Below are 13503 nucleotides of genomic sequence, written 5' to 3'. Positions count from 1 at the left end.
CCGACGCCAGGCCAGGGATTGGGCGGCGCGCAACGCCGGCGCCCGCGGGCGCACGGCGATGAAGGACTACCAGTTGGCCGCCACGGAGCTCGCGTAAAACTAAGTAATATTTAATTGTTATTTCTCTGTATATAAAAATTAAAAGGAGATAGAATATGAAAAAATTTTGGGGAATTTTATTAATTGTGATGTCAATTGCTCTTGTGGGATGTTCGAATAGCAATGATTCAGATCAATCTTCTAATGAAAAGTCATCATCAAAAAGTTCGGAGAAAAAAACGGATGTGGCGACTGAATATACAAAAGAGGACGAATATAAAGAACTAGAAAAAGAAGCTAAGGATCTTAAACAAAAGCCAGTTCTTAATGAAATCGATGCACTTATTACAGAAAAAGGTTTTACAAACAAAACGGGATTGCAAGGCTGGGAAGACTATAAAAAATTAGTGGATAAGGTAACACTTGCAGATTATAAATACACAAAAGAATCTAAAGGGTCATCTATAGAAGAAGTTAATAAGTTCTTTAAAGATAAAAAAGGTGTAGAGATTAAACGAATGAAAAGTAAGGAAAAAAATATTAAGCATATCAATTATATGTATGTAGATCCAGATGGTAAAAAAACAGGTGAAAATAAGCAACCTATGTCCTACGCTCAAATACTTGCAACATTTAAAGAAGGTAAATTAGTAGCTACAAATATTCAACCTGGATTTTTTGCTTTAGACAAAAAGAAAATGGTTAAAGCTAAAGACTTAGAAAAAGTTAAGACATTGGAAGATTTAACGCGTTTGAAAGATCCTAAAGCGACATCATATGGTATTTTACAGACGAAATATAAAGGGAAACCATACACTCAAGTTTCAATATTAGGCAGTGATTCTGATGAAGAGAATGATATTTCCTCAGCCATCTTAGCTTATTATCTATTTTCACCAACGGAATTAGATAGTGACGATAATCATAAATACGTTGAAGTTGCATCAGCGCCATTCTTAAGTGCTCAAAACGATTTTTCATCTTATCAACTAGGCGTATTTAAAAAAATTATCGAAAGTAGTATGTCGTTCGATGAATAATCAAAGGACAATATGTGTGTAAAGTATAAAAAAACCGTGTGGTCAGATTAATCTACCACACGGTTTTAATATTTATCTAGACAATGTGATGTTGTTTAGATAAAACATTGTTCGTTATGAACTGATAAATGATTAGTTTTTATTTACTGACGCATCATAGATTGAATCTACAGCATCGCCTAATGCTTTATCGAATTCTTCTTGTGATTGGCTAGCACGTAAGTCACTTGCTAATGCACGTGAGAAGCTTGCAATTAATTCATCGTTATCTTTTAACAATTTGTTAGCTTCATCTCGGCTGTAACCACCTGATAATACTACTACACGTACAACATTAGGGTGGTCAGCTAAATCTTTATATAAGTTAGCTTCAGTAGGAATAGTTAATTTTAACATAACTAATTGATCATCGTTTAATGAATCTAAACCTTTTTTGATTTCAGCTTTTAAAACTTTCTCAATTTCAGATTTATCTTTAGCATTAATATTAACTTCTGGTTCGATAATAGGTACTAAACCTTTAGCGATGATTTTTTTAGCGAATTCAAATTGTTGTTCAACAACATCTTTGATTCCTTGTTCATTAAGTTCAAGGATGTTAGAACGCATTTTAGTACCGAAGATATGACGTTCATTTGCACGATCTAAAGTTTCATCTAAATCATCAATAGGTTTCATTAATTGTACGCCATTTTTCTCTTCAGCAAGACCTTTGTCGACTTTTAAGAAAGGAACAACGCCTTTGTCCGCTAAATAGTCTCCAGTGTATTTACCTTCAACTTCGCGATCCATAGTTTGTTCGAATAAAATCGCACCTAAAATTTTATCAGGTGAAAATGAAGGTGAAGTTACAACACGTGTACGCATATCGTGAACAAGTTGGAACATTTCGTCTTCATTACTGTATTGGTCTTCATTCACACCATATTCTTTAAGTGCTTTAGGTGTACTACCACCACTTTGGTCTAATGCAGCAATGAATCCTTTACCATGAGTCATTTTTTCTAATTGTTCTTTATTCATACTTTCCACTCCTTAATATAACTTTCATATACAGTATGATAAAAATTACTTTTTATCTCAAGTTTTTCTACTTGAAAATGAACCGGATCCGGCCACACGACATCGCTCTCCCCCATCGACCTTTGGTTCCCGCCTCATGCCCCTTCCCGAAGCGACGTCGACGAGGATGCCCCGGAGGCCGACCGAAGACTCAGAGGAAGGGGTCGGGGCCGGCCCAGCCGTAGGTGTCGCGCTGCCGGATCTCGGCCAGCTCCTCCTCGGACAGCACACGCGGGCGACCGATCTGGCGGGCCCGGAGGTAGGCGGCGCTCAGCCAGTCGAGCAGGCGCAGGTTCTCCAGGGCGTGCTCCAGGTCGCGACCCAGCGTCACGCCACCGTGTCCCGCCAGCAGCGCGGCGTCCCGTCCCTTGAGCGCCTTGACCGCCTGGTCGGCGATGTCACCACCGCCGTACGGCATGTACGGGGTGACCGCGACGGCTCCGCCCAGGCCGGCGGCGCGGTGGTGGATCGGGGGCAGCTCCACCTCGACGGTGGACACGGCCACCGCGTCGGCCGTGAACGCGTTGACCACGGCGGTGACGTCCCGGTCGTGGTCGGCGGCCTGACGGTGCACCGCCATGTGCAGGGTGGTCTCGGCGGCCGGATCGCGCCGACCTTCGAGCATCCGGTCGTCCAGGGACATGACCGGGCAGTCCTGGGGCTGGATCTGGTCCAGTGGAACACCGTGCGGGGTGACGACCACCAGCTCGCCGCTGCGGACGCTGACGGTGCCCGCTTCACCGGGGGCGACGCCCGGGTGCCGGGCGATGGAGCGTGCGGTCAGGCAGACGTCACGGCGTTCTTGTTCGAGCAGCATGCGTTCCTCGATGGGGTTCGCGGGCGGCGGTCGCACGGGGGACGACCCGGGCGAGCGGGACGAACCAACTTAGGTACACCTAATGTACGTCAAAATCTTGTCCTTGTATTCCCCGGGGCGGAGTGTCCCTTGCTCACGGCCTCGCTCGTCGACGTAGGTCTATGCCACAGGCCGGTGACCGAGGCCACTGATGGGCGTCCCCAACGGCACAGTGTGCGTTTTGCCTGTTCATCGGCCTTATGGGACGTTGTGGAAAGTGTCCTACGAAAGAGGTCGTTTGTGACTATCAATCCCGGGCAGATGGGCTCCGTGAACCAGACCAACGCAACCCTGCCGTCCGTGCCGTACCTGTCCGCCCCCGGGACGGCCACCGCCACCAGCCTGTACATCGACGGAGAGTGGCGCGCGGCGAAGAACGGACGGGTCCGGGAGATCCTGGATCCCGCCGACGCCTCCGTTCTGACCGTCGTCAGCGAAGGTGGCCGCGCCGACACCGAGGCGGCCATCGCCGCCGCCCGACGCGCCTTCGACACCGGGGAGTGGCGCCGCACCGACGCCGCCCACCGTGGCCGCGTCCTCGACGGGATCGCCGACCTGCTGCAGCGCGACCGCGAGGAGATCGCGGTCATGGAGTCCCTCGACACCGGCAAGACCATCGAAGAGGGAGGCATGGACGTCGACGACGTCACCGCCGTCTTCCGTTACTACGCCGGTCTGGCCGACAAGGACGCGGGCCGACTGGTCTCCGCGCCCGAGGGCGTGCACAGCAAGGTCGTGTACGAGCCCGTCGGCGTCTGCGGCATGATCACGCCGTGGAACTACCCGCTGCTCCAGCTCGCCTGGAAGATGGCCCCCGCCCTCGCCGCCGGGAACACCATGGTGATCAAGCCCAGCGAGGTCACCCCCGTGACCACCGCCAAGCTGGTGGAACTGTCCACCGAGGCGGGCATCCCCGCGGGCGTGGTCAACCTGGTCCTGGGCAGCGGCCCCGAGGCCGGAGCGCCCCTGTCCGAGCACCCCGACGTCGACCTGATCTCCTTCACCGGTGGGCTGGTCACCGGGCGTCGGATCATGGCGGCGGCAGCCGAGACCGTCAAGAAGACCGCCCTGGAACTGGGCGGCAAGAACCCGAACATCATCTTCCCCGACGTCGACCTGGACACCGCCGTCGACTACGCGCTGAGCGCCGCGTTCTTCCACTCCGGGCAGGTGTGTTCGGCGGGTGCGCGCCTGATCGTGCACGACGACATCCACGACGCCTTCACCACCGAACTCGCCCGCCGGGCCGAGGCCATCCGCATCGGCCGTGGTCAGGACGAGGGCGTGCGCTGCGGCCCGCTGGTGTCCGCCGAACACCGCGCCAAGGTGGAGGGGTCCGTGGCCCGAGGCGTGGAGGAGGGCGCCCGGATCATCGCCGGTGGCAAGCGCCCCGACGACGCCGAACTGCGGGACGGCTACTTCTACCGCCCCACCGTGTTCGTGGACTGCGACCGCTCCATGGACATCGTTCAGACCGAGGTGTTCGGCCCGGTCGTGACCGTCGAACGCTTCGAGACCGAAGAGCAGGCGATCGAACTCGGCAACGACACCGACTACGGGCTCTCCGGCGGTGTGTGGACCGACGACACCGCCCGAGGCGAGCGTGTGGCCGCCGCCCTGCGCCACGGCACCGTGTGGATCAACGACTACGGCCCCTACTTCCCCGGAGCGGAGTGGGGCGGCTTCGGCCGCAGCGGGATCGGCCGTGAGTTGGGCCTGGCCGGACTCGACGAGTACCGCGAGGCCAAGCACGTCTACCGCAACCTGGCCCCCGAACCACAGCGCTGGTTCGGCTGATCGACCTCACCCCGGTGGCTGAGGCCCCGGGACCACCGGCCACCCGTCGGCGCGGAACCGTCCGCCGCGTCGACGGGTGTCCCCTCGACGTTCGAAGAACAACCGAAGAACAACCGAAGACACCACCAACACAACACAGGTCGGTTTCCCCGGCATCCCCGCGAGAGACCAACGAGAGGAATCGGTCCGTGTCCGATCAGGAACACACCTACGACTACGTCATCGTCGGCGGTGGAACGGCGGGCTCGGTGATCGCGAATCGCCTCACCGAAGACCCCGGCACCAGCGTCTGCCTCATCGAGGGAGGCCCCGACGACCGCGACCTCGAACACGTGCTCCGGCTCCGTGACTGGCTGAGCGTCCTCGACGGCGAACTCGACTACGGCTACCGGACCACGGAGCAGCCCAACGGCAACTCCCACATCCTGCACTCGCGCGCCCGCGTACTGGGCGGCTGCTCCTCGCACAACACGCTGATCAGCTTCCGGCCGTTCGCCGAGGACCTCGACGAGTGGGTCGCCGCCGGCGCCGAGGGCTGGGACAACACCACCGTCCAGTCCTACGCCGACCGGATCAAGTGCAACATCATCCCGATCGCCGAGAAGGACCGCAACGCCATGGTCCAGGACTGGGTGTCCTCGGCCTCGGAGGCAGCGGGCGTCCCGGTCGTCGAGGACTTCAACGCCCTCACCTCGCACGGTGGCGGCTTCGCCGACGGCACCGGCTTCCTGTCCATCGCCTACGACCCCTACACCGGCTACCGGTCCTCCGCCTCGGTGGCGTACCTGCACCCCATCATGGACGTGCGCGAGAACCTGACCGTGCTGCTGGAGACCTGGGTCGACAAGGTCCTGTTCGACGGCGACCGTGCCACCGGCGTCAGCGCGACGACCAAGGAAGGCGAACGGATCACCGTCAACGCCCGCCACGAGGTCGTCCTCGCCGCCGGAGCCGTCGACAGCCCTCGTCTGCTGATGCTGTCCGGTATCGGCAGGGCCGAGGACCTGGAATCGGTCGGGATCACGCCCCACCACGACCTGGCCGGGGTGGGAGAGAACCTCCAGGACCACCCCGAGTCGATCATCATGTGGGAGACCAACGAGCGGGTCCCCGAGAACACCGTGATGGACTCCGACGCGGCCCTGTTCGTGCGCCGCGACGAGAGTGACCCGCGCCCCGACCTGATGTTCCACATCTACCAGATCCCCTTCGACGACAACACGAAGCGGCTGGGCTACGACTCGCCCGAGGACGGGTACGCGGTCTGCATGACCCCCAACATCCCGCGGTCTCGTTCCCGTGGGCGGCTCTACCTCACCTCCGACGACCCCAAGGTCCAGCCGGCCCTGGACTTCCGCTACTTCACCGACCCCGACGGCTACGACGAGCGGACCATCGTCGACGGGCTGAGGATCGCCCGCGAGGTCGCCGCCACCGAACCGTTCAAGTCCTGGATCAAGCGCGAGGTCGCCCCCGGCCCGAGCATCCAAAGCGATGAGGAACTGTCCGAGTACGGACGCCGCGCCGCCCACACCGTCTACCACCCGGCGGGCACCTGCCGGATGGGCGCGGCCGACGACGACGGAGCGGTCGTCGACCCCCGCCTGCGCGTCCGTGGACTCAAGGGGCTGCGCGTCGCCGACGCCTCGGTCTTCCCGACCCTGCCCACCCCCAACCCGATGGTCATGGTCCTCGCCCTGGGCGAGCGCGCCGCCGACCTGATCCGTCAGGACCGGTCGGCCGAGAAGGGGGAGAGCCGATGAGTACCCAGGCCACCGAAACGACACCGGACGCGGGTACCTCCGATGTGACCTTCTCGGTCCGCAACCTGTGGAAGATCTTCGGCAAGAACGCCGACAAGGTCATCGGCACCGACCTGGAACGCGCCGACCGGGACCGCATCAAGGAGGAGACCGGCTGCACCGTGGCGGTGCGCGACGTCTCCTTCGAGGTGCGTCCGGGTGAGATCTTCGTGGTGATGGGCCTGTCCGGGTCCGGTAAGTCCACGCTCATCCGCTGCCTGACCCGGCTGATCGAGCCCACGTCCGGTTCGGTGCGGCTGGACGGCGAGGACATCGAGCAGGCGAGCGACCAGCGCCTGCGCGAACTGCGCAGACACAAGATGGCGATGGTCTTCCAGCACTTCGGGCTCCTGCCCAACCGTCGGATCATCGACAACGTCGCCTACGGTCTCGAAGTGCGGGGGATGGCGCGCGAGGAACGCTACGCGCGAGCCCGCGAGATGATCGACATGGTCGGACTGTCCGGGTACGAGAACGCGCGCCCCGGCGAACTCTCCGGCGGCATGCAACAGCGCGTGGGTCTGGCCCGCGCCCTCGCCGTCGACCCGCAGGTCCTGCTGTTCGACGAGCCGTTCAGCGCGCTGGACCCGCTGATCCGTCGCGACATGCAGAACGAGGTCGTCCGGCTGCAACGTGAGCTGAACAAGACCTCGGTCTTCATCACCCACGACCTCCAGGAGGCGCTCAAGCTGGGCGACCGCATCGCCATCATGCGTGACGGCGAACTCGTCCAGGTCGGTACCCCCGAGGAGGTCGTGGGCCGCCCCGCCAACGCCTACGTCGCCGACTTCACCTCCGACGTCGCGCGCACCACCGTGCTCACCGCCCGGTGGCTGGTGCGCGACGCGTTCCCGGAGGAACGCACCGATGGGCCGACCACCGCGCCCGGCACCGTCCTGGCCGAGGTCCTGCCGATGCTCGCCGCCAGCACCGCTCCGGTCCGGGTCGTGGAGGGCGACACCCTCCTCGGTTACGTGGGCCGCGACGACGTGCTGCGCGCCATCGCCGAAGACCAGTTGCACGACGTGGACCAGGTGGCCGCGATCGTGGAGGAGACGGTCGAGGAGATCCCTCCGGGGGCCGTCGACCACGGCGACGTCACCTCGCCCGGGGACGGTGCGTGACATGGCCACGGTGACCGAACCGGCCGGCGCCGCGCCGACCGGCGCGTCGGGTTCAGACAGGGGTTCCAAGGGCACCGGGGGGTGGTTGCGCGGCAGCGCGGTCCAGGCCCTCCTGGTGATCGTCGTACTCGTCGCCGGATACTGGGCGGCCCGCCTGATGGGCGACCCGTCCTGGGCGGGCGGTTTCCCGACGGCGATCGGCGACCGCTTCATGGCGTGGCTCGACGGGATCTACGCCTGGGTGGTCGAGAACCGCAACGACAGCCCGCTGTTCCTCTACTTCTTCAACTACGTCTCGGTGGGACTGGGGTCGGCGGTCGTGCTGATCAACCAGTTCCTGGACTTCCTCACCTGGGCGGGCGTGACCGCGCTCGGCCTGTTCGTCTCCTGGCGGTTCGCCGGGTGGCGGGTGGCGCTGCTGGTGCTGGCCACCTTCGCGGTGTTCGCGCTGACGGGTCTGTGGAACGAGTCGATGACGACGCTGTCGCTCATCGTCACGGCGGTCTTCATCGCCCTGCTGTTCGGCGTCCCGCTCGGCATCCTCGCCGGACGCAGCGAGGCGTTCTACCGAGGTCTGCGGCCGGTGCTGGACTTCATGCAGATCATGCCGGCGTTCGCCTACCTGCTGCCGTTCGTGCTGCTGTTCGGCATCGGCAACCCGGCGGCGGCCGTCGTCACCGCGGTGTACGCGCTCCCACCGGTCGCGCGGATCACGGCGCTGGCCATCCGTGAGGTTCCCAAGGGCGCGATCGAGGCGACCACGTCGCTGGGTTCCACGCCCTGGCAGATCCTCACCAAGGTGCAGTTGCCGTTGGCCAAGCGCACCATCCTGCTGGGCGTGAACCAGACCATCATGCTCGCGGTCTCCATGGTCGTGATCGCTTCGGTGATCGGCGCCGGCGGCCTGGGTGACGCCATCTACCAGGCCCTGTCCAAGGTCAACGTCGGGCAGGCGTTCCAGGCGGGTGTGGCGATCGTGATGCTGGCGATCGCGATGGACCGGGTCACGGGCGCGGTCGGCCACGGTACGCATGCCCCGAACCTCCCCGAGCGGTACCGGCTGCCGGTTTCGGCGATCGGTCTCGCCGTGATCATCATGGCGACCGCGGCCGGTCGACTCTTCGGGCTCGGAGGTTGGCCGCGCGACATGGCGGTCGACGTCGCGGCCCCGGTCAACGTCGTCTACGAGTGGATCCAGTCGACGATCGGCGGCTTCACCGCGGCATTGGGAACGTGGCTGTTGAACGGGGTGCTGAGCCCGCTCAGCGACCTGCTCACCGGGTCGCCCTGGTGGTTGGTGGTCCTGGCCGCCGCCGCGCTGGGTTGGATCTTCGCGGGTGGGCGCGTCGCCATCGTGTCCGCGGCGGCCTTCGTCGCCATCGGCCTGCTGGGTGTGTGGGACAACGCCATGGACACCCTGTCCCAGGTCCTGGTGGCGTCCGCGCTCACCATCGTGCTGGGCGTGGTCTTCGGTGTGCTGATGTCGCGCAACGACGTCTTCGCCGCGATCCTGCGGCCGATCCTGGACGCCATGCAGACCCTGCCGCCGTTCGTGTACCTGATCCCGGCGGTCGCACTGTTCACCATCGGTCGGGTCCCGGCCCTGGCGGCGGCGGTCGTCTTCGCGCTGCCGCCGGTGATCCGGCTGGTCAACGACGGAATCCGCGGGGTGCCGGCGGGCACCATCGAGGCGGCCGAGTCACAGGGTTCCACCAGGTGGCAGCTGCTCACCAAGGTGGAACTTCCCATGGCGCGCGGCTCGCTGCTGCTCGCCATCAACCAGGGCATCATCCTCGTGCTGTCCATGGTGGTCATGGGCGCGCTGGTGGGCGCCGGTTCGCTCGGCTTCGACGTGGTCTTCGGGCTCTCCCAGAACCTGCTCGGACTGGGTCTGGCCTCCGGCCTCGCCATCGTCTGCCTGGGACTGTTCCTGGATCGGGTCACGCAGGGAAGGAGGGCACACCGTGCCTAGGTTGCTGAGAAGGGACACCCTGCTCCGGTTGGCCGTGGTGGGGCTGGCGTTGGTGATGGTGAGCTCCTGCGCGGTGCGCACCGACCAGATCGCCAGGGACCCCAACACGGTGCGGATCGCCGTCAACGGTTGGGTCGGCTACGAGGCCAGCGCCGTGGTGCTGGAGCACGTCCTCAAGGAGGAGATGGGCTACCAGGTACAGCTGGTCCGGTTGGAGGAACAGCCCTCGTGGCAGGCCCTCGACCAGGGGGTCCTGGACGTGATCCTGGAGAACTGGGGACACGAGGACCTGTACGAGCTGTACGGCCCCGAGGGCAACGACACCGTCGTGGACGGTGGGTCCACCGGCAACGACGGTGTGATCGGTTGGTACATGCCCGCCTACGTGGCGGAGGAGTACCCCGAGATCACCACGCTGGAGGGGATCAAGGAGCACGCCGAGATCTTCCGGACCGCCGAGACCGGTGACAAGGGCGAGTTCCTGGGTGGTTCGCCCGGCTTCGCCACCCAGGACCAGGGGATGATCAACGCCTTCGACCTGGACATCGAGATCGTCTACGCCGGTTCCGAGGCGTCCCAGGTCACCGAGGTGCGGCGCCGGTACGCCAACGAGGAACCGGTCCTGTTCTACTTCAACGAACCGCAGTGGCTGCAACAGGAACTGGACCTGGTCAAGGTCGACTTCCCGGACTACTACGACGGTTGTGACGCCGACCTGGAGTTCGTGGACTGCGACTACCCGCTCTACGACCTGAACAAGATCTTCCGCAAGGGCTTCGTCGAGGACGGGGGCGACGCCTACCGGTTCCTGGACGACTGGCACTGGACCAACGCCGACCAGAACGAGGTCGCGGCGATGATCGCCGACGAGGGGCTGGACCCGTCGGAGGCCGCGGAGATCTGGGTGGACGAGAACCCGGACGTGTGGCGGGAGTGGCTCCCCGAGGGCTACGAGACCCGCTGATCACACGCGACACCGGGAGGGGGTGGAGGCCGACCGATCTCCACCCCCTCCCATTGTTCCGGGAAAAGTGCTACCCGGTTGCTACTTTTCGTCTACCGTGGAGGTATGTCCGCTGAGAAGCTTTCCGTGTCCCTTGAGTCCGAGACCGTCGAACGTGCTCGCCGTGCGGCCGCGCGCGAAGGCATCCCCCTCTCCAGATGGCTGAACAAGGCCGCGGTCAGAGAAGCGGATCTCGCTGAGGCACAGGCGGCCTTGGAAGCGCACTTCGCCGAACACGGCGAACCCTCACCTGAGGAAAGGGCCGAGGCGAGGGCCGACCTGGAGGCTTCTGGTGTCGGCGGACCCATCCCGTTGGATGAGGTCGAGGCCGGCGAGGAAGCCTTGGCGCATTTGGACCGTGTGAGCGAGGTGGCCGAGGAATGACGGTACTGCGTCCCCGAGGCCTGATCCTCGATGCGGGAGCTCTCCTCCAAGCGGAGGCCAAGCCCAAGGGAAGTGTATGGACCTACTGTCTCCAGGAGGTCGGGGCCGGGCGTCGACCACTTCTGCCGGCCACCGTTCTGGCGCAGGTATGGCGTGAAGGGGCTCGCCAAGCGGTTATGGCCCGCTTGGTGAAGGTCTGCGAGGTAGTGCCCTTCGACGAAGTCGCGGCCAAGCGCGTCGGCGCCCTACTCGGTGCGTCGGCGACCAGTGATGTGGTGGACGCGATGGTGGTGTTGACCGCCATCAGGACGCGGTTCACAGTGGTCACCTCCGACCCGGGGGACATCTCCGAGATCGCTGCCTTCGTCAACTATCGGGTCCCCCTGATCACGGTCTGACACAGGGTGCCGAGGGCGGGGCCGATCGGTCCCGCCCTCGGTCGTGGCCCCTTGCTCCGTGGGGTGGTAGAGGTGAGAATCCCTCATGCCCTCGCCCTTCCACGGAGTGGATCCGCATGCACCAGGGACGACTGGTCACGATGCTCGGCACGGTCCTGCTCTTGGACGTACTCCGGGTCTTCCTGCCCTCGCTGATCACGCTCTTCGGGCAGGCCGGTGCCACCGGGCCCGCGCTCATGGGCGCGTTCGCCCTCGTCTGGTTCCTGGCGCCCTTCCCGTTCGTGTACCTGGCCCGATGGGTGCCGTCCCTGGGATTGGCACTGTCGGCGGGCGGGTTGCTCGCGGTCGGCCGGGTGGTGCTCCAGGCCACCGAGGGCGGTGGACCGCAGATGTACCTGGCCTCGTCCCTGGTCGGCCTGGGCGTGGTGGGACTGGTGTGCACCGTGATGGCGACGGTGACCGACGGCCGGGTGAGCGCGCTCGGGGTGATGACCGGGGTCGTCGCCGGGGTGGCGGCGTCGGCCGCGCTGCACACGGTGCTCGGCACCGTGGACCCGCTGTGGCGGGACGGCGCGTTCGTCTGGATCGGGGTCGTACTTCTGGCGACGGCCTACGTCGGCGCCTCGATTCGCGCCTGGCGCGCCACCTCGGTTCCACCGATGCCGACCCCGCCCCGGAGCTGGCTTGTCCTGGGGCCGCTGCTCTTCCTGTCCGGTCTGTACACCGCGAACCCGGCGGTGGCCGAGACGATCGGCGGGACCCCCTACGCGGCGTCCGCCCTCGTGGTGGTCGCCGTGGCCTCCGTCGCCGTGGCCGCCCACCCGAGATGGGTCTGCCCGAACCCCTACGTACCCCTGGCGGTACTGCTCGCGGCCCTGGCCACCCTGGCGTTCGCCGCACACCTGCCCGGCGACGTGCCGGGGTCACTGCCGGCCTGGACCTTGATCGCCCTGCCGCTCGGGCAACTCGCCCTGGCGGCCTGTGCGGGGTGGGCCGCCACGGACACCGTCACGGCGGCCTCCCCGACCCGCACCGGTGTCCTCGCCACCCTGGGGCTGCTGGGCTTCGTGGTGTTGGTGTTCGCCTTCTACGCCTCCTACGACCTGCACGTCACCAACACCTACGTGCCGTTCGCCGCGCTGCTCCTGCTCACCGTGGCGGTCCTGCCCCGCATGGGACGCGCGGTGCCGCCACCACCCGAACACGTGCTCCCGGCGACCGCCGTCGCGGCCGTGCTCACCCTCGTCGTCACGATCGCCGCGCCCCTGGCCCGACCGGAGGCCGACGCCCCCGAACCCTCCGCCGACGGTCTACGCGTGGCCGCCTACAACGTGCGCATGGGGTTCGGGATGGATGGACGTTTCTCCGTCGCCGAACAGGCCGACACCCTGCGCGAACTCGACGCCGACGTGATCGCGCTGAGCGAGGTGGACCGCGGATGGTTGCTCAACGGTGGCCATGACGGGCTGTCCCTGCTCGCCGCGGACCTGGGCATGACCGCCTACTGGGGCCCCGCCGACGGCCCGTTCTGGGGCGACGCGGTGCTCACGAACCTTCCGGTCTCCTCGGTGCGCGGACACGTTCTGCCCGAGAGCGGCCCCACCGGCGCACAGGCCTTGGAGGTCGCCGTCGACCACGACGGCACCGAGGTCACCGTGGTCTCCACGCACCTGCAACCCGAGGGCTACGACCTGGGGAATCGCACCGCCCGGGAACAGCTGGACGCGCTCTTCGACATCGCGGCGAGCGCCCACGAACGAGGGACACCGGTGGTGGTCGCGGGCGACCTCAACTTCGAACCCGAGGAACTGCCACTGGGGGAGGTCCTGCACGACGCCTTCGCCGACGTGCGCCCGTTCCCCACCATGGCCGCCGACACCCGCTCCGAGCCGCAGATCGACCACATCCTCGTCACCGAGGAACTGACCACGAGCGACCCGGCCAACCCGGACGTGCCTCACTCCGACCACCGCCCCGTCGCCGTCACCCTCACCCACCGGCCGGAAGGATGAGAACGACCCCCGGG

The 13503-nt window shown here is 63.3% G+C and carries 11 protein-coding genes; 9 read left to right on the top strand and 2 right to left on the bottom strand.

The window, feature by feature from the left end:
• Positions 1-155 precede the first annotated feature (155 nt).
• Positions 156-1079: a hypothetical protein gene (locus tag ABZ717_RS01925; RefSeq protein WP_001830655.1), complete on the top strand. Its 924-nt coding sequence runs from the start codon at positions 156-158 to the stop codon at positions 1077-1079.
• A gap of 132 nt (positions 1080-1211) precedes the next feature.
• Here ABZ717_RS01925 and ABZ717_RS01920 read toward each other — a convergent pair whose 3' ends face one another.
• Together ABZ717_RS01920 and ABZ717_RS01915 are read right to left on the bottom strand one after the other, a co-directional pair.
• Positions 1212-2102 (bottom strand): fructose bisphosphate aldolase, encoded by an 891-nt coding sequence (locus ABZ717_RS01920; RefSeq protein ID WP_001830665.1) that lies wholly within the window; start codon positions 2100-2102, stop codon positions 1212-1214.
• Between the two features lie 190 nt (positions 2103-2292).
• Positions 2293-2958, bottom strand: coding sequence for a class II aldolase/adducin family protein (locus tag ABZ717_RS01915; RefSeq protein ID WP_358504024.1), 666 nt, complete (start codon positions 2956-2958; stop codon positions 2293-2295).
• 300 nt (positions 2959-3258) lie between these two features.
• Here ABZ717_RS01915 and ABZ717_RS01910 point away from each other — a divergent pair, with 300 nt between their 5' ends.
• The 8 genes from ABZ717_RS01910 to ABZ717_RS01875 all read left to right on the top strand — a co-directional run bounded on the left by ABZ717_RS01910 (position 3259) and on the right by ABZ717_RS01875 (position 13489).
• Positions 3259-4794: an aldehyde dehydrogenase family protein gene (locus ABZ717_RS01910; protein WP_358504082.1), complete on the top strand. Its 1536-nt coding sequence runs from the start codon at positions 3259-3261 to the stop codon at positions 4792-4794.
• 188 nt (positions 4795-4982) lie between these two features.
• Entirely contained in the window at positions 4983-6557 is a 1575-nt protein-coding gene (locus ABZ717_RS01905; protein ID WP_358504021.1) for a GMC oxidoreductase, read from the top strand.
• Positions 6554-7720 (top strand): glycine betaine/L-proline ABC transporter ATP-binding protein, encoded by a 1167-nt coding sequence (locus ABZ717_RS01900; protein ID WP_358504018.1) that lies wholly within the window; start codon positions 6554-6556, stop codon positions 7718-7720. The genes ABZ717_RS01905 and ABZ717_RS01900 overlap by 4 nt, the downstream gene beginning before the upstream one ends.
• 1 nt (position 7721) lies before the next feature.
• Complete coding sequence (locus tag ABZ717_RS01895; RefSeq protein WP_358504015.1) at positions 7722-9692, top strand: ABC transporter permease subunit; 1971 nt, start codon at positions 7722-7724, stop codon at positions 9690-9692.
• On the top strand, positions 9685-10656 hold the full coding sequence (locus ABZ717_RS01890; protein ID WP_358504012.1) for a glycine betaine ABC transporter substrate-binding protein: 972 nt from the start codon (positions 9685-9687) through the stop codon (positions 10654-10656). The genes ABZ717_RS01895 and ABZ717_RS01890 overlap by 8 nt, the downstream gene beginning before the upstream one ends.
• Positions 10657-10761: 105 nt before the next feature.
• Positions 10762-11079 (top strand): hypothetical protein, encoded by a 318-nt coding sequence (locus tag ABZ717_RS01885; protein ID WP_358504009.1) that lies wholly within the window; start codon positions 10762-10764, stop codon positions 11077-11079.
• 206 nt (positions 11080-11285) lie between these two features.
• On the top strand, positions 11286-11477 hold the full coding sequence (locus tag ABZ717_RS01880) for a hypothetical protein (RefSeq protein ID WP_358504006.1): 192 nt from the start codon (positions 11286-11288) through the stop codon (positions 11475-11477).
• 116 nt (positions 11478-11593) lie between these two features.
• Positions 11594-13489: an endonuclease/exonuclease/phosphatase family protein gene (locus tag ABZ717_RS01875; protein WP_358504003.1), complete on the top strand. Its 1896-nt coding sequence runs from the start codon at positions 11594-11596 to the stop codon at positions 13487-13489.
• Positions 13490-13503 lie beyond the last annotated feature (14 nt).

The organism is Nocardiopsis sp. NPDC006832 (assembly GCF_040635885.1).
Lineage (GTDB): Bacteria > Actinomycetota > Actinomycetes > Streptosporangiales > Streptosporangiaceae > Nocardiopsis.
This window is presented reverse-complemented; position numbering and strand designations above follow the sequence as displayed.

Coding starts and splice junctions, on each gene's coding strand:
- ABZ717_RS01925 (WP_001830655.1), top strand. CDS start 156: ATGAAAAAATTTTGGGGAATTTTATTAATTGTGATGTCAATTGCTCTT.
- ABZ717_RS01920 (WP_001830665.1), bottom strand. CDS start 2,102: ATGAATAAAGAACAATTAGAAAAAATGACTCATGGTAAAGGATTCATT.
- ABZ717_RS01915 (WP_358504024.1), bottom strand. CDS start 2,958: ATGCTGCTCGAACAAGAACGCCGTGACGTCTGCCTGACCGCACGCTCC.
- ABZ717_RS01910 (WP_358504082.1), top strand. CDS start 3,259: ATGGGCTCCGTGAACCAGACCAACGCAACCCTGCCGTCCGTGCCGTAC.
- ABZ717_RS01900 (WP_358504018.1), top strand. CDS start 6,554: ATGAGTACCCAGGCCACCGAAACGACACCGGACGCGGGTACCTCCGAT.
- ABZ717_RS01895 (WP_358504015.1), top strand. CDS start 7,722: ATGGCCACGGTGACCGAACCGGCCGGCGCCGCGCCGACCGGCGCGTCG.
- ABZ717_RS01885 (WP_358504009.1), top strand. CDS start 10,762: ATGTCCGCTGAGAAGCTTTCCGTGTCCCTTGAGTCCGAGACCGTCGAA.
- ABZ717_RS01875 (WP_358504003.1), top strand. CDS start 11,594: ATGCACCAGGGACGACTGGTCACGATGCTCGGCACGGTCCTGCTCTTG.